Raw genomic sequence first — 19,081 nt, forward strand, 5'->3', positions numbered from 1 at the left:
CGCACTACCTTGGTGGCATGACGGACAGCACCAACGGGCGACCACAACCGGCCCCGGAGCGGCATCGCGGAGCCGTCACACTGCGCCGCGACTCCATCCCGCCGAGCACGGCGGACCAGAAACTCCTCGACTCCCACCACCGTGGGGAATGGAAGACCAAGGACGCCTGGCGGGCCCTGCGGATCCTCTCCGAATTCGTCGAGGGCTTCGACACCCTGGCCGACCTGCCGCCCGCGGTCAGCGTCTTCGGCTCGGCCCGCAGCGAACCCGACAGCTACGAGTGCGAGCTCGCCGAGAGCCTCGGCATGGCACTCGCCGAAGCGGGGTACGCGGTGATCACCGGCGGTGGCCCGGGCGTCATGGAGGCCGCCAACCGGGGCGTCACCGAAGCCGGCGGCATGTCCGTCGGGCTCGGTATCGAACTGCCCTTCGAGCAGGGCCTCAACGACTGGGTCGACGTCGGCATCGATTTCCGCTATTTCTTCGTACGCAAGACCATGTTCCTCAAATACGCCCAGGCGTTCGTGGTCCTGCCCGGAGGATTCGGCACCCTCGACGAGTTGTTCGAGGCGATCACCCTGGTCCAGACGAAGAAGGTCACCCGATTCCCGGTGATCCTGATGGGCGCCGACTACTGGGGCGGGCTGCTCGACTGGCTGAAGAGCCGGATGCTCGGAGACGGCAAGATCTCCACGATGGACCTCGATCTGATCCAGGTCACCGACGACGTCGCCGAAGCGGTCCGGATCATCCTCGAGGCCGATGCGGCCCTCACCGAGACGAACGGGCCCCGCTGACGTGGCGAACATCTGCGTCTTCTGCGCCTCCTCCACCACCCTCGAACAACGCTGGCTCGACCTGGCCACCGACACCGGCCGGATCCTCGCCGAACGCGGGCACACGCTCGTGTCCGGCGGCGGCTCCGTCGGCATGATGGGCACCGTCGGCGCCGGCGCCCGGGCCGCCGGCGGGCACACCCTCGGGATCATCCCGCAATGCCTCGTCGACCTGGAGGTCGCCGACCACGCCACCAGCGAACTCGTCGTCACCGGGGACATGGGCTCCCGCAAGAACCTGATGATCGACCGGTCGGACGCGTTCCTCACCCTGCCCGGCGGGCTCGGCACCCTCGACGAGCTGTTCGAGGTCTGGACCACGGCCACCCTCGACGTCCACCGCAAACCGATCGTGCTGCTCGACCCGGACGGGTTCTACGACGGGCTGGTGCGCTGGCTCGGTGGACTCGTCGATCAGAGGTTCGTCCGTCCGGTCGCCATGGAGATGCTGCTCGTCGCGCGTACCGTGCCGGAGGCCGTCGATCTGATCGAGAAGGCGCTGGCCGGGCCACGGGCCGCGCCGTCCGGCGCGGCCTCCGGAACCGCCAGCCCCGCCGAGGGCGCCTGAGGCTTCCACCGCGGCGCCCTTCGTCTCCCGCCGAACGGGCTCACCCGGATGGCCGTCCGGGTGTGAATCCGGCGCCGCCGCGCTTGCCGGCCCGAAATAACGTCATACCGGCGTGCTCTCATAGATGCCGTGAGCACGCCGGTATCCCTCCCCCCGGTGCGCCGGCCCACCTACCGTCTGGTCCGGCGCCCCCGCCCGGTCGCGGTCGCGCTGCCCGCCGACCCGGTGCAGCGCCGAGTCATCCAGCACACGGCCGGGCCACTCCTGGTCGTCGGTGGTCCCGGCACCGGCAAGACGTCGATGCTGGTCGAGTCGGTCGCCGCCCGGATCGCCGAGGGCGCCGACCCGGAGCGCATCCTCGTGCTCACCTTCGGGCGCCGAGCGGCGGCGTCGCTGCGCGACCGCATCGAGGCACGGATCGCCGACCAGCCCGGCCGTATAGTGCACGAGCCGTTGGTGCGGACCTTCCACGCGTATGCGTTCGGCCTGCTCCGCCGGGCCGCCGCCGAGCGCGGTGAGCCGTCACCGCGCCTGCTCACCGGCCCCGAGCAAGACCTGATCATCCGGGAGCTGCTGGCCACCGTCGCCGACCCGGAGGCCACCGACGACATCGGCTGGCCCGAGGCGCTCCGCCCGGCTCTGCCCACCCGCGCCTTCGCCCAGCAGCTGCGCGACCTCATGCAACGTGCCGCCGAGCGTGGCGTCGGCCCGGTCGAACTGGCCCGTCTCGGTGAGCGTCTGGGCCGCGACGACTGGCCCGCCGCCGCCCGCTTCCTCCGGGAGTACGTGGCGGTCCTCGCCCTGCGCGACGTCACCACCCGGGGCTCCGCGGCCTACGACCCGGCCGAGCTGGTCCGGGCCGCCACCGGCCTTCTCGCCGACGAGCCCGGCCTGCTGGAGGCCGAGCGCCGCCGCCTGGCGTCCGTCTACGTCGATGAGCTGGCCGAGACCGACCCGGCCCAGGTCGAGCTGCTCAGCCTGGTCGCCGGCGGCGGCAAGCCGCTGGTCGCCTTCGCCGACCCCGACTCGTCCGTCTACGGCTTCCGCGGCGCCGACCCCACCGTGGTCGGCACCTTCCCGGCCACCTTCCCGTCGGCCTCCGGCAGCCCGGCCGAGACGGTGGTCCTGCACACCAACTACCGTGCCGCCCCACCGCTGCTCAGCGCCACCGGGCGAGTCGCCCGCCGCATGCGCGGCCCGATCGGCCACCGCCCCATGTACCCACCCGCCTCCGGCGCGGCGCCGGCGGCCGATGGCGATGTCTCCCCGCACGCACCTTCCGCGGGGGGATCGGAAGCAATCCGGGCGGGTGAGGAGTTCGGGCCGCGACCCGAGGCGGTGGTCCGGACGTTCCGGTCCACGGCCGCGGAGACGGCGTACATCGCGCACGCGCTGCGGGAGGCTCACCTGCTGCACGGGGTTCCGTGGTCGCGGATGGCGGTGCTGATGCGGTCGACGATGCTGCAACAGCCGTCGGTGCAGCGCGCACTCGCCGCGGCCGGCGTGCCCACCGTCATCCACGCGGAGGACCTGCCGTTGCATCTGCAGCCGGCGGTGGCGCCGTTCCTGCTGCTCCTGCGATGTGCCGTGGATCCGCCCGCGCTCGACGAGGAAGCGGCCGTCGCGCTGCTGCACTCGCCGCTCGGCGGGGCCGACCCGCTGGCCGAGCGGCGGCTGCGCCAAGGGCTGCGGGCGCTCGCCGTGGCCGCCGGCGACCGTCGCTCTTCGGGTGAGCTGCTGGTCGACGCGATCCGCGACCCGGCCGGGCTGGACCTGGTCGAGCGGCGCTGGGCCCGCCCGGCGCAAGCGATCGCCCGCCTGCTGACCGTGGCCCGGGAGGCGGCGGCCGCACCCGGCGCCTCCGCCGAGCAGGTGCTCTGGACGGTGTGGCGGGAGAGCGGCCTGCACGACCGGTGGTTCGCGATGAGCACCGGCAACGTCCCCATGCCCGACCAGCGTGACTCCGGCCGGGCGCGGCAGTGGCGGTCCGAGGCCGCCGACCGCGACCTGGACGCCATGGTGGTCCTCTTCGACGCGGCCGCCCGGTTCGTCGACCGGCTGCCCGGCGCCGGCGTCTCGGTCTTCCTCGATCACGTCCTCGGCCAGGAGCTGCCCGCCGACTCGATCGCCCCGAGCGCGGACCGCGGCGAGGCCGTCCGGCTCCTCACCGCCCACGCGGCGAAAGGCCTCGAATGGGACGTGGTGATTCTCGCCGGCGTCCAGGAGGGCATCTGGCCCGACCTGCGCCTGCGCGGCAGTCTGCTCGGCTCCGAACGCCTCGTCGACGTGCTGGCCGGCCGTCCCGCCTCCGGCCCCGCGGCCGTGATCGGCGAGACGTCGGCCCTGCTCGACGAGGAGCGGCGCCTGTTCTACGTGGCCGTCACCCGGGCCCGCCACCGCCTCGTCGTCACCGCCGTCTCCTCGGCCGGGGTGGGTGGCTCGATCGGTGAGGAACAGCCCAGCCGCTTCCTCACCGAACTGGCCACCCCCACCATCCGTCGCATCGGCGGCGGTGGTCCCGGCGACCTTCCGCCCGACCCGGACCCCTGGGACACCGGCCCGGACGACCCGAACGACCCGAACGACCCGAACGGCCCGGGCAGCGCGAACGGCCCGGACGGCCCGGGCAGCGCGAACGGCCCGGACGGCCCGGGCAGCGCGAACGGCCCGGACGGCCCGGGCAGCGCGAACGGCCCGGACGGTCCGGGCAGCGCGGATGGCCCGGGTGGCCCGGACGGCGCGGACGACCCGTCCGGTCCGCCGGGCGGCCCGGCGGGCGGGACCGGCTCAAGTCGCCCTTCCGAGGCCACCGACCTCAGCGATTCCTCGGAGTCGGCTGGTACGGCCGCCCCGCCGCGGTCCGGCGACCTCGGGGATCGCTCCGAGCCGAGGGACTCCAGCGGTCCAGCAAAGGCAGGCGATATCGGTGGCCACTCAGGGCCGAACGACGGCGAGTTCGGCGGCCCGACTGGCTTGGGTGAGCTGAGTGACTCGGCGAGTGCGAGTGCAAGTGCAAGGCCCAGTGCGAGTGCGGACTTGGGCGAAGACTCGGATGCGGGCCGGGCCGGGTCGTCTGAGGACGGCGACGCCGAGGTGGAGATTCCGATGGGGCGGCCGCCCCGGGCGTTGACTTTGGCCTCACTGGTGGCCGAGCTTCGTACCGTCGTGGTGGGAAGTGCTGAGACGCCCAGCCGGAGGCGCGCCGCGGCGGCCGAGTTGGCACGGCTCGCGGCGGCGGGGGTGCCGGGGGCGCACCCGGACGAGTGGTGGGGGTTGCGGCCGCTCTCCGACGACCGGCCGCTCGTCGACGAGGGTGAGGCGGTCAAGGTGACGCCGTCGTCGATGGAGAGCGCGCTGCGCTGCAGTCTGCGCTGGCTGTTGGAGCGGCACGGCGGGGCGGCTCCGGCCGGGCCGGCTCAGGGCATCGGCAATCTGGTGCATGCCGCGGCGATGCTGGCCGAGGACGCGAACGCGGACCGGGAGAAGTTGGTCGAGTACGTGTCGGCCCGTTTCGACTCGATCGAGCTGGCCGCGCAGTGGCTGGCCGGTTCGGAGCAGGAGCGCGCCCAGGCGATGGTGGACAAACTGTTGCGCTGGCTGGCGGCGAATCCGCGGCGGCTGCTGGCGATCGAGCACGAGTTCACGGTGCGGCTGGAGGACGAGCGCCGGCCGATCCAGTTGACCGGCCGGGTGGATCGGCTGGAGGTGGACGAGGAGGGGCGGCTCGTCGTCATCGACTTGAAGACGGGGAAGACGACCGCTGTCTCGTCCGCCGATGTGGCCGAGAATCCGCAGCTGGGGGGCTATCAGGCGGCGATCGCGGCGGGGGCTTTCGCGGACTACGGCTCGGACAGCGGTGGCGCCGCGCTGGTGCAGCTCGGGCCGGGTAAGGACGCCCGGGAGCAGCTTCAGGTGCCGTTGACCGAGGCCACCGACCCGCAGTGGGCGTATGCGATGGTGCGCCGCACCGCGGACACGATGGCCGCGGCCACGTTCTCCGCGGTGGCGAACAGCCGCTGCCGGGTGTGCCCGGTTCGCACCAGCTGCCCGATATCCGGCAAGGGCCGCCAGGTCGTCGAACCGACCCCGGACGGCGACGGATGACGCCGCGCGGCGCCGCGCGGTGGAGGCCGGGCGCCGGGGTGCGGACCGCTGGACCATTGACTTCGAGACGACCGGAATCGCACTGATGACGCAGCCGACGTTGTTCGCCGAGGGGCCGCGGCCGCGCCGCCGGGCCGCCGACTCAGGGCCCCGCTACACGCCTCGCGAGCTGGCCCGGCTGCTGCGGCTGCCGGAGCCGACCACCGAGCAGGAGGCGATCATCGCGTCGCCGGTGGAGCCGCTGCTGGTGGTGGCGGGCGCCGGCTCCGGCAAGACGGAGACGATGGCGTCACGGGTGGTCTGGCTGGTCGCGAACGGGTATGCGCATCCCGGTGAGATCCTGGGCCTGACCTTCACCCGCAAGGCGGCCGGGGAGCTGTCGCACCGGGTCCGGACCCGCCTCGGCCAACTGGTTCGCAGGCTGGGCCGGGATGACGCGTTCGCCGGTGAGGCCACCATCTCGACCTATCACGCGTACGCGGCCCGGGTCGTGACCGAGCACGGACTGCGGGCCGGCTACGAGCCGTCCGCCCGCCTGCTGACGGAGGCGGCCCGCTGGCAGATCGTCGACTCGCTGGTGCGCACGTACACGGGTGAGATGACCGGGCTGAACCGGGCGCCGGGCACGGTCACCGACGACGTTCTGGCATTGTCCGCCGAGTTGTCCGAGCATCTGGTCACGCCGGGCGATCTGGCGGCCTGGACGGGCCGGTTCTTCGCCGAGGTGCAGGAGTTCCCGGGGCGGGTCTACCGGGATGTCGCGGAGGTGCTGCGCCGCCAGCAGGGCCGGCTCACTCTGCTGCCTCTCGTCCGGGCGTACGAACAGCGCAAACTCGACCTGGAGGCGATGGACTTCGGCGACCAGATGGCCCGTGCCGCGCTGGTGGCCCGTGATCATCCGGAGGTCGGCGCGATCGAGCGGGGCCGTTTCCGGATCGTGCTGCTGGATGAGTATCAGGACACCAGCCACGCCCAGGTGACGATGCTGAACAACCTGTTCGGCGGGGGCCATCCGGTGACCGCGGTGGGCGACCCGTGTCAGTCGATCTACGGCTGGCGGGGCGCGTCGGCGGGGACGTTGGAGCGGTTTCCGGAGGAGTTCCGGGATTCCGGTGACCGTCCGGCCTGGGAGCGCACGCTGACCCGCAGCTGGCGTAACCGGCCGGAGATCCTGCGGGTGGCGAACGCGATCTCCGCCCCGCTGCGCGCCCACGTGCATCAGCTCCAGTCGGCCGACCGGGTGGCGGCTGCGGTCGGCGGGCGGACGGTGACGTGCGCGCTGCTTCCGACGTACGCCGACGAGGCCGCCTGGATCGCCGATTCGATGCTGACGGCCTGGCGTCTGGTCGCCGGTCTGCCGAGCGCCCCGGCCGGGGAGATCCCGCTGGAGCGGCGGCCGACGAGCGCCGTGCTGGTGCGGGTGCGCAGTCAGATCCCGGTGATCGAGGAGGCGCTGCGGTCCCGGGGCCTGCCGGTCGAGGTGGTCGGTCTGGGCGGCCTGCTGGACACCCCCGAGGTGCGCGACGTGGTGTGCACGTTGCGGGTGCTGGCCGACCCGGCCGACGGAGCGTCGCTGTTGCGGCTGCTCACCGGGGCGCGCTGGCGGATCGGCCCGCGTGATCTGGTGGCCCTGCACCGGCGGGCGCGGGCGATAGCGGCGGCCCGCGCGGCTGCTTCGGGCCGTTCCGGAGAGGATCCGGAGGAGATCACCACCGATCGGCTCGACGACGCCACCCTGGTGGAGGCGCTGGCCGATCCGGGCCCGCCGCGGCAGTACTCGGACGAGGGCTATCGCCGTCTGCGGGACTACGGGCGGGAGCTGGCCGCTCTGCGCCGCCGCCTGGACCAGCCGTTGCCGGACCTGCTCGCCGACATCGAGCGCACCATCGGCCTGGACGTGGAGGTGGCGGTGCGCGGCTGGGCCGCCGGTGACGCCGGGCTGGCCCGCGGCCATCTGGACGCGCTGGGTGAGGCGGCGACCCGCTACATCGGCGAGAACGAGACGGGGACCCTGGCCGGTTTCCTGGCATTCCTGGCCGCCGCCGAGGAGGAGGAGCGCGGTCTGGAGCCGGGCCAGGTGGATGTGGTGGAGGGCGCGGTGCAGATCCTGACCGCGCATGCCGCGAAGGGCCTGGAGTGGGACGTCGTCTCGGTCGCCGGTCTGTGCCGGGGTGTCTGGCCGGGTCTGGCCCGTTCTTCGGACCACTATCTCGGCGGCATCGGTGTGCTGCCGTTTCCGCTGCGTGGCGACGCGTCGGGTCTTCCTGCGCTGGATCTGGGCGACGCGGTCGAGCAGAAGGATGTCGCCGCCGCCGTGACCGCGTTCGGTCGTGCCTGGCGGGAGCACGACGAACGCGAGGAACGCCGCCTGGCCTATGTCGCCGTGACCCGGCCACGCCGCCTGCTGCTGTGTTCGGGTTACTGGTGGGGTGACGGGGTGAAACGCCCGCGCGGCCCGTCGGTCTTCCTCGACGAGATCCGCGCGACCTGCGCCGACGGGGCGGGTGTGGTGGATGTCTGGACGCCGGAGCCGGCGCCCGGTGACACCAATCCGAGCGATCAGGTGGTGGCGACGGCCGAGTGGCCGGCCGATCCGCTCGGGCTTCGCCGTCCGGCGATGGCGGCCGCCGCCGACCTGATCCGTCGCATGATCGAGCGCCCGGACGCCTCCGCGGCCGAGGCGTTCGCCGATCTGGCTGCCGCGGATCCCGAGGTTGCGGCTCGCGCCGGCCTGGCGGCCGATCTGGTCGGGCTTCCCGATGAGGGCGCCGCCTGGGCGATTCCCGCGCCCCGTTCGAAACCTTCCGGGGTACGCCCGACCGAGTCCGATTCGGATCTCGACCCGGCCGACCGCGGCACCGCCGAGCCACCGCCGGGGGACGGTGAACCGGCCGGACCGGATCGTTCGCCGTCGCCCGCCGGCGAAGCCGCAGCCGCCGGAGCGGCGACTTCCGGGTCCGGGGTGGCGGAGGCCGACGATCCGGACATCGCCCGCTGGCGGCGGGAGGCGAGGCTGCTGCTGGCCGAGCGGGCCGAGCGCACCCGCCAGGAGGGCCCGATCGAGGTGGTGGTGCCCGCCCACCTGTCGGTGTCGCAGCTCGTGGTGCTGCGGCGGGACCCGCAGGCGCTGGCTCGAACGCTCCGCCGTCCGCTGCCGCAGCGCCCGGCGCCACAGGCCCGCCGGGGCACCGCTTTCCATGCGTGGCTGGAGCAGCGGTTCGGGTCGGCCCGGCTGATCGACATCGACGAGCTGCCGGGCGCGGCCGACGACAACGCGGCGGACGACGACGAGCTGGCCCTGCTGCAGGAGGCGTTCCTGACCGGGGAGTGGGCGGAGCGGACGCCGGTCGAGGTGGAGGTGCCGTTCGCCACGACGATCGGTGGGGTGGTGATCCGCGGGCGGATGGACGCGGTCTTCGCCGACCCGGACGGCCGGTTCGACGTGATCGACTGGAAGACGGGCCGGCGGCCGGGCGGCGCGGAGGCGGAGGCCGCGGCGGTGCAGCTGTCGGCGTACCGGATCGCCTGGGCGTCGCTGGCGGGGGTGCCGGTGCGGAAGGTGCGTGCCGGTTTCCACTATGTCCGTGAACAGGTCACGGTCCGCCCCGCCGATCTGATGGAGGCCGCCGACCTGGCCGCCTTGATCGAGGAGATCCCGGCCGACTCACTGTGACCACGGCGGCGGTCCGGTGCTGGAGCACCGATACGCGCCGGCGGGCGCGTTTCGGCCGTGCCCCGGCAGACGGTCGCGTGGCGGCTACGGGACGGGCGGATTGGGCGGGTGCGGTGTCGCCCGTACCGGGGAAGGTTTTCCGGAAGGGACGGCCGGGTCGCGGCGTGGCATCCCGGCCGGGCGCCGGTCAGATGGCCGCGGCCAGGAGGTGCAGGAGGGCGGCCGCGTAGGCGTCCTCGGCCCGGGCGGCGGGGAAGGTGTGCTCGCGGCCGAGCAGCTCGATCCGGACGATGTGGCCGCCGGGTTCGCGGCGCAGTTCGCGGAAGGCGCCGCCGAGCAGTTCCCGCAGTTGGTCCTCACGGGGCAGCCAGAGCGCCTCGTCCAGATCGACGTCGTCGAGCGCCCACTCGGTGGTGCCGTTGAAGCCGATGATTCGCCCTTCCGGACGGTCGTGCACCTGGACCAACATGTTGCTGAGCACGAACAGTTCGTCGTCCAGATCGCGGTCGGGGACGGCGAAACGGTCGCCCAGCCGTGGCTTCCAGATCAGTCCGGAAGCTTTGAGCTGCCGCGCCACTTCTACTCCGAGCACTTCGCAACCCCTCTCTCCGTGCTACGCTCGCCAGCGTTGTCAGTTTGGTTCCCAAGTACTCAGGAGCGCCTGTGGGGAAGTCTGCCCCAGGCGCTCTTTGTCGTAACCCGGGTTTCTCCGGTACGGGCGATCAGTACGACAGCACGAGACCCACAGAACGCGGGTCTTATTACTTCGTTCCCGCCCATAATGGGCGGGAGCGATCGACCGTCGAGGAGACGAGCATGGTTACCGGCGTTGTGAAGTGGTTCAACGCGGACAAGGGCTTCGGGTTCATCACCCCGGACGACGGCGGCGCCGACGTCTTCGCCCACTTCTCCGCGATCCAGATGTCGGGCTACCGCTCCCTGGAGGAGAACCAGCGGGTGGAGTTCGAGGTGACCCAGGGCCAGAAGGGCCCGCAGGCGGCCAACATCCGCTCTGTCTGATTCGCGTTGAGCACCGGCCGCGGCTAGCGGCCGGCACTTGACGAGATCGGCGCCGTTCCCGGCTCGGGGGCGGCGCCGATGCCGTTCCGGCGCCGTGCGGACGTCGAGGGCTTCCGGGCCGCCGGAAGCCCTCGACGATCTGTTTCGGTCAGACGATGGGGCTCAGGCGACCGTGCCGCTGGGCAGCGGGGCGGTCCCGCCCAGGTGCGCCGGCAGCCACCACCGGTCGTCCGGGCCGGACGGTTTCGCCGGGTAGGCCCGCTGGACCGCGTCGAGAAGCACGGTGAGCCGCTCCTTCAGCGTCGCGGTGATCGCCTCGGGGGTGGCGTCCGCGGGCACCTCGATCGCCTCGCCGATCTTGATGAGGACCGGTACGTGGCGCTTGGTCAGCTCCTTCTTGCGGCCCTTGGTCCAGAGCCGGTGCGGGCCCCAGACGGCCATCGGGATCAGCGGCACGCCGGCCTCCTGGGCCATCCGCGCGGCACCCGACTTCAGTGTCTTGACGGTGAAGGACTCGCTGATCGTCGCCTCCGGGAAGACGCCGACGATCTCACCGCCGCGCAGCGAGTCGATGGCGTGCTTGAAGGCGGCGGTGCCGGCCTTCCGGTCGACGGGGATGTGCCGCATGCCGCGCATCAGCGGACCGCTGATCTTGTGGTCGAAGACCTGCTTCTTGGCCATGAACCGGACCAGCCGCTTGGCCGGCTGGCAGCCCAGCCCACAGTAGATGAAATCGAGGTAGCTCGAGTGGTTACTGGCCAGCACCGCCCCGCCGCTTGTCGGGATGTGCTCGGCGCCCTCGATTTCGATCTTGTTGTCGAGCACGCGGAACATCGTCTTGGCCAGGGCGACGACCGGGGGATACACCAGTTCCATGGCAGCACGGTATCCGACGTTTCCGGGATCGGCGTAGATCGGCTGGGCAATCCCGGCGGGGCCCACCGGCTCGTGGGATCTCCGCGCCGGTGGTGTTCACTGAAGTCATGGCCGACGCGCACCCGAACCCGTCTCCCTGGGAGCGGCCGGGCGGGGCGTGGGCATCGGGGATGGTCACCGCGTCCGGCGTACCGTCGCAGCCTGGACCGCAACCGCCCGCGCCGCCGCAGGCGCCTTCGCCGGACGGGCCACGACGGCGCCGGCGGCAGTTGAAGATCTTCGGTGGGGTGGCCGGGGCGATCCTGGCGATCGGCCTGACCGTTCTGCTGATCGTGATCATGGGCGGCGACGGCGATCCGTTCGGGTCGAAGGCGGCCGGGCCGGCCGATGTGCGGCCGCCGCTGGCGCAGGCCTGCCCGGCGCCCGAGGTCTCGCCGAACGGCGCGGCGACCGTCGCGCCGAGCGCGCCGCCGCCGGCCACCGGGGAGCGCACCGTCGACGACGTCGCCGGCATCTCCTATCAGAGGTACGGCGCCCCCTGGCAGACCTGGACCGACGTCTGGGAGGCGGGCACGCTGCGGGTGCCCTACCGGGTCGGGCAGCACTTCGTGACCGAGGTCTACGCCGGCGGCAGCTACCACGCCTCGATCCTGTCGGCGGCCGTGCCGGCGGCCGACAACGACGCCGTCACGCTGGACCTGGAGTGCGTGGGGCGGCAGGTCGCGGCCGACGTCCGGGCCGAGTACTACCCGCAGCCGAACACCATGGAGCCGCTGCGCGACGAGGTGACGACGCTGGGCGGCCGTCCGGCCTGGGTGAGTGAGTTCCGGCTGCGCTTCCGGGAGCCGGGCCTGACCGCCACCGAGGAGCTGTCCGCGGTGGCGGTCATCGACGTCGGAAAACCGACGGCCGCGATTCTGTACGTCTCCGTGCCCGGCACCCACAAGCAGTTCGACCACGTCATCGACGAGGTGCTGAAATCGGTCCGGCCGCTCTAGTCGCCGGTCAGGCCCCAGCGTTTGCGCAGGGCGTTGTCCGCCGTGTTGAACAGGATGTCGATCAGGATGCCGATGATCAGCACGACGATGATGTAGCTGATCACCAGGGACGCCTCGTGCAGGTCGCGGGCGTTCTGCATGCGGGCACCCACGGACAGCGCGCCCGGCACGATGACCAGCAGCTCACCGGCCATCAGACTGCGCCAGGAGAAGGCCCAGCCCTGCTTGAGCCCGGAGATGAAGGACGGCAGCGACGCGGGCAGGATCAGGTGCCGGTACTTCGCGAAGCCCTTCATGCCCAGCACCTGTCCCACCCGCAGCCAGGTCCGGGGCACGTAGTCGATGCCGCTGATCAGGCCGTTCCCGACCGACGGCGCGGCACCGATGACCACCACGAACATGATGGCGCTCTCGCTGAGCTGGAACAGCAGGATCGCCAGCGGGAACCACATGATCGACGGCATGGTCTGGAGTCCGGTGATCAGCGAGCCGATCGCGGCACGCAGCGGGGCGAACCGGGAGACCGCCGCGCCGATCACCGTGCCGATGGCCACGGCGAGCAGGAAGCCGGTGAAGGCCCGGGTCAGGGTGAGGCGCACGCCCTCCCAGAAGTCGGCCGTGGTGGCCAGCTCCCTCAGATCGGCGAACACGTCCGCCGGGCCGGGCAGCACATAGCTGGGTTTCCATTCGGAGAGCACCACGAGCTGCCAGGCGGCGACGGCGATCGCCACGGCGACCAGCTTCGGCCAGGCGCTGCGCCAGGCGCGTGTGCCGAGATCGCCCTTCTCCCGCTTCGGCTCGAGTTCCAGGGCGTCGAGGCCGGAGAGCTCGTCGGCCGCCGTGCTGTCGGTGATGATCTCAGTGGGCATGGCGGGCGACCTCCGCGCGGAGCCGGTCGGTGATCTCGGCGGCCCGGGAGGCCACCTCGGGGGAGTCGATGCGCCGTGGGCGGGGGTTGCCGATCTCGAACTCCTCGATGACCCGGCCCGGCCGGCTGCTCAACAGGACGACCCGGTCGCCGAGCCGAACCGCCTCCCGGACGTTGTGTGTCACGAAGAGCACGGTGAGCCTCCGCTCCTGCCAGATCCGTTCCAGCTCGCCGTGCAGGATGTCGCGGGTCATCGCGTCCAGCGCCCCGAACGGCTCGTCCATCAGCAGGACATCGGCGTCCTGGGCCAGAGCCCGGGCCAGGGCGACCCGCTGCCGCATGCCTCCGGACAGCTCGTGCGGTCGTTTGCCGCCGAAACCGCCCAGCCGGACGACCTCCAGCAGTTGCTGCGCCCGCTCGCGGCGCTCGGCCCGGCCCACACCCTGCAGGCGCAACGCCAGCTCGACGTTGCCGGCCACCGACAGCCAGGGGAAGAGAGCGGCCTCCTGGAACATCAGGGCGACCCGATCGCCGTCGATGTCCAGAGTGCCGCCGGTGATCCGGTCCAGTCCCGCCACCAGCGACAACAGTGTGCTCTTGCCGCACCCGGAGGCGCCGAGGAGGCAGACGAACTCGCCCGTGCCGACGGTGAGTGACACCCGGTCGAGGGCGAGCAGAGCGTTGCCGCCGGACCCGTACTGCTTGGTGACGTCGTCGATCCGCACTACCGTGCTCATACTCGCCCTCCTGTCCGCCGGCCGTCAGGCCGCCGCGTCGCTGACCGCGGGCCGGCCGTCGGCCTTGAGGACCTCGTTGAGCAGCGTCAGGTCGTAGATGCCGTTGAGGTCGACCGGATCGAGCAGGCCGACCGACTCGGCGTTCTTCGCGCTGGTGTAGAGCGACGAGGCGATCGGGTCGTGGGTGAACGTGAGGTTCTTGAACGCGGTCTGGAGGATCTCCGGCTTGAGCGCCTTGCCGGACAGCTTCTCGATCTGTGCGTTCGCCGCGGTCTGGGCCCCGGCGTTGTCGGTCTCGATGTACTTGACCGACTTCACGTGGCCCTGGATCAGTTTCTTGACCGTGCCCGGGTACTTCTTCAGGAACTCCTGGCTGACGATCAGGTGGGTGGTGACGAACTGCCCGTCCGGCCACAGGGTCTTCTCGTCGACCAGCAGTTTGCCCTTGGACTCCTGGATCAGCCGGCTCAGGTTGGGCTCGGGCACCCAGGCGCCGTCGATCGCGCCCTGGGCGAAGGCCTGGAGCGCGGTCGCGTTGTCCTGCGGCAGCACCGAGACGTCGCCGCCGCCCTGCTGGTCGGCGTTCAGGCCGTTCTGCTTCAGCCAGGCGCGCAGCGCGACGTCCTGGGTGTTGCCCAGCTGCGGAGTGGCGATCTTCTTGCCCTTGAGGTCGGCCGGAGTGGTGATGCCCTCCTTGACCACCAGGCCGGCGCCGCCCGAGGTGCTGCCGGCGACGATCCTCAGCGCCTGGCCCTTGGACTCGGACCAGCCGTTGATCGCCGGGTTCGGGCCGATGTAGGTGGCGTCGATGGCGCCGGAGAAGAGTGCCTCGATGGCGGCCGGGCCGGCGTTGAAGGTCTTCTCCTCGAGCTTGGTGCTGCCCAGGGCCTCGGTGAAGAAGCCCTTGTTGACACCGACCAGGGCGGGTGCGTGGGTGATGTTGGGGAAGTAGCCGAGGCGGATGGTCCCGGCCTCCGCGGCGCCCGCCGCGGCCGGGGACTCCTCGCCGGACCCGCAGGCGGCCGGCGCGGTCGAGGCCAGGACGGCGGCCGTGGCGAGGGCAAGCGCACGTACGGTGCGGGAGCTCATGCTCACTCCTAGTTTCGTTTCACTGAGGTGGTGGAGAGTTCGGCCAGGGTCCGGTGGTCGACGACGCCCTCGATGGCGGCCTCGACGGCCACCCACACGTCGTGCAGCGCCGTCGCCGCACCGTGGTAGGTGGCCGTGGACGTGGGTAGCCCGCGAACCGTGGTGAGGGCGCCGCCGACGGCGCGGACCACGTCGCCGACGGTGATCTCCTCGGCGGGGCGGGCCAGGGCGTACCCGCCGTCCACGCCGCGATGGCTGTGCAGCAGCCCGGCACGGCGCAGATCGAGCAGGATGCCCTGCAGGAAGCTCAGCGGGATCCCCTGTGCGGCCGCCAGTCCGGCGGCCTTGGCCAGGTGGGGGTGCTCGGCGGTGACCGCGAGCATCGCCCGAACGGCGTAGTCCGTGCGTGCCGAGACGTACACGGCGAGCGGCCCCCTTTCCCGACTTTGCCTACCTGTTGGATGGGAATACTGGGTCAAGTGGGTGGGGTTGGTCAAGTCCGTGTCGTGTGACGCCCGTCCGATTCGCGGCGGTAGATCGGGAACGGATATTGATGTATTTACTCGGTGTCGCCGTTCGGTTACGGAGACGAGTCCGCTAGATTCGTACCGTGGCGCCCAGAATCAAGATCCCCGCGACGAAATACCCGGTCGAGCGGTTCACCCTCGGCAACGGTCTGCGCGTGGTCCTCTCCCCGGATCGCAGCGCCCCCGTCGTCGGCGTGGCGGTCGTCTACGACGTCGGCATCCGCAGCGAGCCGGAAGGCCGCACCGGGTTCGCCCACCTCTTCGAGCACCTGATGTTCCAGGGCTCGGAGAACCTGGAGAAGCTGGCACACTTCCGCCACGTCCAGGGCGCCGGCGGCAGCTTCAACGGTTCCACCCACCTCGACTACACCGACTATTTCGAGGTCCTGCCGTCCGGCGGCCTCGAGCGCGCGCTGTTCCTCGAGGCCGACCGCATGCGCGGCCCCCGGCTCACCGAGGAGAACCTGCGCAACCAGGTCGACGTGGTCAAGGAGGAGATCCGGGTCAACGTGCTGAGCCGGCCGTACGGCGGATTCCCCTGGCTCAGACTGCCCCCGGTGATGTTCCGGACCTTCCCCAACGCGCACGACGGGTACGGCTCGTTCGAGGACCTGGAGAGCGCCACCGTCGAGGACGCGCAGGGATTCTTCGACCGCTACTACGCCTGCGGCAATGCGGTGCTGTCGGTGGCCGGCGACTTCGACGTGGCCGAGGCGACCGTCATGATCGAGCGCCACTTCGGGGACGTGCCCGCCCGCCCGGCCCCGCTGCTGCCCGACTTCGCCGAGCCGGACCTGACGGCGGAGATCCGCGAGTCGTACACGGATCGCATCGCCCCGTTGCCCGCGGTCGCCGGCGGCTGGCGGGTGCCGGATCCGATCGGCGCCTTCGACGACTACCTTCCCTTCGTGGTGCTGGCCGAGGTGCTCACCGACGGTGACGCCTCCCGGCTCGTGGAGCGCCTGGTCCAGCGTGACCGCACGGCCACCACCATGGGCGGCTACATCGGCTTCATGGGCGACGAGTACCAGGTACGCAACCCGACCGCGCTGCTCCTCCAGGCACACCTGCCGCCCGGCGGCGACGCCGACAAGGTGCTCCGGACCATCGACGAGGAGCTCGACCGGCTCGCCTCCGACGGGCTCAAGGCCGGCGAGCTGGACCGGACCCAGGCCCGGATGGCGACCCGCCTGCTGCACGGCACCGACGACGTGCTCGGCCGGGCACTGCCGATGGCGGTGCTGGAGCTGCAGCGCAGCCGTCCCGAGCTGCTGAATGATCTGCCCAAGCTGATCAGCGAGGTGCCCGCGGAGAAGATCGTCGCCGCCGCGGCCACCCTGCGGCCGGAACGCCGCGCCTCCGTCGAAGTGATCCCGGGAGCCGGGGTATGACCATCTCGCGGCCGGAGCGCCGCGCCTTCGCCGACGTGATCCCGGGAGCCGGGGCATGACCATCTCGCGGCCGGAACGCCGCGCCTTCGCCGACGTGATCCCGGGGGTTCTCGCGTGACCAAGACTCTGCCGGACCTGGTGCCGGACGCCGAGCTGAACCTGCCGCTGGAGCGGGAGCGCACCCTCCCCAACGGTCTCACCGTGATCGCCATCCGCCGGTCCGCCGTGCCGCTGGTCGAGGTGCGGCTGCGGATCCCGTTCGGCCGGGCGCCGCTGGCCCCGGCCACCCTGCTCTCGCAGGCGCTGTTCACCGGTACGAGGGGCATGTCGAGCATCGACATCGCGGCCGAGCTCCAGGCGGTCGGCGGCAGCCTGGCCGCCGGCCTCGACCCGGACCGGCTGCTGATCACCGGCAACGCCCTGGCCGCCGGCCTCGACCGGACGCTGGAACTGCTCGCCGCGGTGCTCACCGACGCCACCTACCCGGAAGCCGAGGTGGTCACCGAACGGGAGCGGCTGGCCGACCACATCCAGGTCGCCCTGAGCCAGCCCACCCACCTGGCCCGGGTGGCACTTCTCAAACGGATGTACGGCGCTCACCCGTACGCGGTCCAGACCCCCGGCCCGGAAGAGGTCCAAGCCGTCTCCCCCGGCCCGCTGCGCGAGCTGCACGCCGACCGCATCCGCCCGTACGGCGCGGTCCTGGTGCTGGTCGGCGACATCGACCCGGAGCAGGCCATCGACACCGCGGAGAAGATCCTCGGCGGCTGGACCGGCAGCGCCGCGGACGGGACGCTCCCGCCCACCCCGGCGCTGGAGACCGGCCCGCTGCTGCTGGTGGACCGCCCCGGCTCGGTGCAGTCCTCGCTGCGGATCGCCCTGCCCGCGCTGACCCGTACCGACCCCGACTACGCCGCGCTCAGCCTGGCCAACCTGGTCTTCGGCGGCTACTTCTCGTCCCGGTGGACGGAGAACATCCGGGAGGACAAGGGCTACACCTACGGGTCGTATTCGTCGATCGAGCACTTCGTCGCCGGTTCCGCCCTGCTCGCCGCCGCCGAGGTGGCCACCGAGGTGACCGGCCCGTCCCTGCTCGAGACGCAGTACGAGCTGGGCCGCATCGCCAGCCTCCCGCCCGGTGAGGAGGAGCTGGAGCAGGCCCGCCGGTACGCGCTGGGCACCCTCCGCCTGGGTATGTCGACCCAGTCCGGCCTGGCCGGGCTGGCCAGCATCTATGCCGGCTTCGGGCTTCGCCTCAACCACCTGCGCGAGCATTCGGCGGCGTTGTCGGCCGCCACCCGTGAGGAGGTCGCCGCGGCGGCCGCGAAGTACCTCGCCCCGTCCCGCGCGGTGACCGTGGTCCTCGGCGACGCCGAGAAGATCGAGGCTCAGCTCGCCGCCCTGACCGTCGTGGAGCGCAGCGCATCTTGACAGGTTCCGAACCGCTGGGCGCTCCGCCGCTCGCGCGTACCACCTTGGACCGGGCCGCTCACCACCGCCGGGACTCCGATTGGCTCACCGCCGCCTGGGACCGTGGCCAGGTCGTCGTCGTCGACTTGGACAAGGGCGGCCGGGCGCTGGTCACCGACGGCCCGGACGGCGGCTCGGCGCTGATCCTGGTGCCGCCGTCGGAGGCGCCGGAGGGGGAGCGCTGGTTCCTGGGCGTCGGCCCGGACGGCACCCCGTTCTGGGCCGTCGACGCCCCGCTCACTGCGGGCGAGGGCGCCCGGGCGATGGATCTGCGCCAGGTCGGGCACCTGCTCGACGCCCGCGACACCGGTCTGCTGACCACAGCGGTCGCTCTGGGGAACTGGCATCGCAGTCACCGGTTCTCACCGCGGAGCGGGAAGCCGACCACCGTGGTGGAGGCGGGCTGGGCGCGGGTGGACCCGGACGGCCACATGATGTGGCCGCGGACCGACCCGGCGATGATCATCCTGGTGCACGACGGGATGCCCGGCCCCGGTGGGCGCTGTCTGCTCGGCCACAACGCGGCCTGGCCGGAGCGGCCGGGCAGCGGCCGGCGTTTCTCCTGCCTCGCGGGCTTCGTGGAGGCCGGCGAGTCGGCCGAGTCGGCGGTCGCCCGTGAGGTGCACGAGGAGGTGGGCATCGCCCTCTCCGAGATCCGGTACGAGGGGAGCCAGTCCTGGCCGTTCCCCGGTTCGCTCATGCTCGGGTTCCACGGCATCGCCGACCCCGGTCAGCCGCTGCGCCTGGACCCGGAGGAGATCGACGAGGCGCACTGGTTCACCCGGGAGGACGTCGCGAAGATGATCGCGGGTGAGGGCCCGTGGGGACTGCCGATGAACGCCTCGATCGCGTTCTACCTGATCGAGAAGTGGCTCCTCGAAGATTGGGAAACTTTTTCCGGTTAGCCGGCAACCAATCCGAGGG

The 19,081-nt window shown here is 71.9% G+C and carries 15 protein-coding genes; 9 read left to right on the forward strand and 6 right to left on the reverse strand.

The features are described 5' to 3' along the window. The first annotated feature begins 17 nt into the window (after positions 1-17). The 4 genes from AB0I88_RS13000 to AB0I88_RS13015 all read left to right on the forward strand — a co-directional run bounded on the left by AB0I88_RS13000 (position 18) and on the right by AB0I88_RS13015 (position 9,181). Positions 18-797: a TIGR00730 family Rossman fold protein gene (locus AB0I88_RS13000; protein ID WP_361022220.1), complete on the forward strand. Its 780-nt coding sequence runs from the start codon at positions 18-20 to the stop codon at positions 795-797. A 1-nt stretch (position 798) separates the two neighbouring features. Further along, complete coding sequence (locus tag AB0I88_RS13005) at positions 799-1,404, forward strand: TIGR00730 family Rossman fold protein (protein WP_361022222.1); 606 nt, start codon at positions 799-801, stop codon at positions 1,402-1,404. A 177-nt stretch (positions 1,405-1,581) separates the two neighbouring features. Next, complete coding sequence (locus AB0I88_RS13010) at positions 1,582-5,508, forward strand: UvrD-helicase domain-containing protein (RefSeq protein ID WP_361022347.1); 3,927 nt, start codon at positions 1,582-1,584, stop codon at positions 5,506-5,508. 85 nt (positions 5,509-5,593) lie between these two features. Then, complete coding sequence (locus AB0I88_RS13015) at positions 5,594-9,181, forward strand: ATP-dependent DNA helicase (RefSeq protein WP_361022225.1); 3,588 nt, start codon at positions 5,594-5,596, stop codon at positions 9,179-9,181. Between the two features lie 187 nt (positions 9,182-9,368). Here AB0I88_RS13015 and AB0I88_RS13020 read toward each other — a convergent pair whose 3' ends face one another. Next, positions 9,369-9,773: a pilus assembly protein CpaE gene (locus AB0I88_RS13020; protein WP_361022228.1), complete on the reverse strand. Its 405-nt coding sequence runs from the start codon at positions 9,771-9,773 to the stop codon at positions 9,369-9,371. Positions 9,774-9,997: 224 nt separating this feature from the next. Here AB0I88_RS13020 and AB0I88_RS13025 point away from each other — a divergent pair, with 224 nt between their 5' ends. Continuing rightward, positions 9,998-10,201: a cold-shock protein gene (locus AB0I88_RS13025; RefSeq protein ID WP_014447450.1), complete on the forward strand. Its 204-nt coding sequence runs from the start codon at positions 9,998-10,000 to the stop codon at positions 10,199-10,201. A 162-nt stretch (positions 10,202-10,363) separates the two neighbouring features. Here the strand turns inward: AB0I88_RS13025 and AB0I88_RS13030 are convergent, their stop codons facing one another. Continuing rightward, complete coding sequence (locus AB0I88_RS13030; protein WP_361022231.1) at positions 10,364-11,077, reverse strand: lysophospholipid acyltransferase family protein; 714 nt, start codon at positions 11,075-11,077, stop codon at positions 10,364-10,366. A gap of 107 nt (positions 11,078-11,184) precedes the next feature. Here AB0I88_RS13030 and AB0I88_RS13035 point away from each other — a divergent pair, with 107 nt between their 5' ends. After that, entirely contained in the window at positions 11,185-12,075 is an 891-nt protein-coding gene (locus AB0I88_RS13035; RefSeq protein ID WP_361022234.1) for a hypothetical protein, read from the forward strand. Here the strand turns inward: AB0I88_RS13035 and AB0I88_RS13040 are convergent. The 4 genes from AB0I88_RS13040 to AB0I88_RS13055 are packed head-to-tail and all read right to left on the reverse strand — an operon-like array spanning position 12,072 to position 15,191. Further along, positions 12,072-12,944: an ABC transporter permease gene (locus tag AB0I88_RS13040; protein WP_361022237.1), complete on the reverse strand. Its 873-nt coding sequence runs from the start codon at positions 12,942-12,944 to the stop codon at positions 12,072-12,074. The genes AB0I88_RS13035 and AB0I88_RS13040 overlap by 4 nt on opposite strands. Beyond that, complete coding sequence (locus tag AB0I88_RS13045; RefSeq protein WP_361022240.1) at positions 12,934-13,680, reverse strand: ABC transporter ATP-binding protein; 747 nt, start codon at positions 13,678-13,680, stop codon at positions 12,934-12,936. Before AB0I88_RS13045 ends, AB0I88_RS13040 begins: the two co-directional genes overlap by 11 nt. 24 nt (positions 13,681-13,704) lie before the next feature. Further along, positions 13,705-14,769: an ABC transporter substrate-binding protein gene (locus AB0I88_RS13050; protein ID WP_361022243.1), complete on the reverse strand. Its 1,065-nt coding sequence runs from the start codon at positions 14,767-14,769 to the stop codon at positions 13,705-13,707. Between the two features lie 8 nt (positions 14,770-14,777). Further along, positions 14,778-15,191, reverse strand: a complete 414-nt coding sequence (locus tag AB0I88_RS13055; RefSeq protein ID WP_361022246.1) for an Rrf2 family transcriptional regulator — start codon at positions 15,189-15,191, stop codon at positions 14,778-14,780. A gap of 188 nt (positions 15,192-15,379) precedes the next feature. On the opposite strand from AB0I88_RS13055, the gene AB0I88_RS13060 reads away from it, so the two are divergent. From AB0I88_RS13060 to nudC, 3 genes are all read left to right on the forward strand, one after another. Further along, positions 15,380-16,687, forward strand: a complete 1,308-nt coding sequence (locus AB0I88_RS13060) for a pitrilysin family protein (protein WP_361022249.1) — start codon at positions 15,380-15,382, stop codon at positions 16,685-16,687. A 114-nt stretch (positions 16,688-16,801) separates the two neighbouring features. Beyond that, complete coding sequence (locus AB0I88_RS13065; protein WP_361022252.1) at positions 16,802-18,118, forward strand: pitrilysin family protein; 1,317 nt, start codon at positions 16,802-16,804, stop codon at positions 18,116-18,118. Continuing rightward, entirely contained in the window at positions 18,115-19,062 is a 948-nt protein-coding gene (gene nudC / locus AB0I88_RS13070) for an NAD(+) diphosphatase (protein WP_361022255.1), read from the forward strand. Before AB0I88_RS13065 ends, nudC begins: the two co-directional genes overlap by 4 nt. Positions 19,063-19,081: the final 19 nt, after the last annotated feature.

The organism is Actinoplanes sp. NPDC049802 (genome assembly GCF_040656595.1).
GTDB lineage: Bacteria > Actinomycetota > Actinomycetes > Mycobacteriales > Micromonosporaceae > Actinoplanes.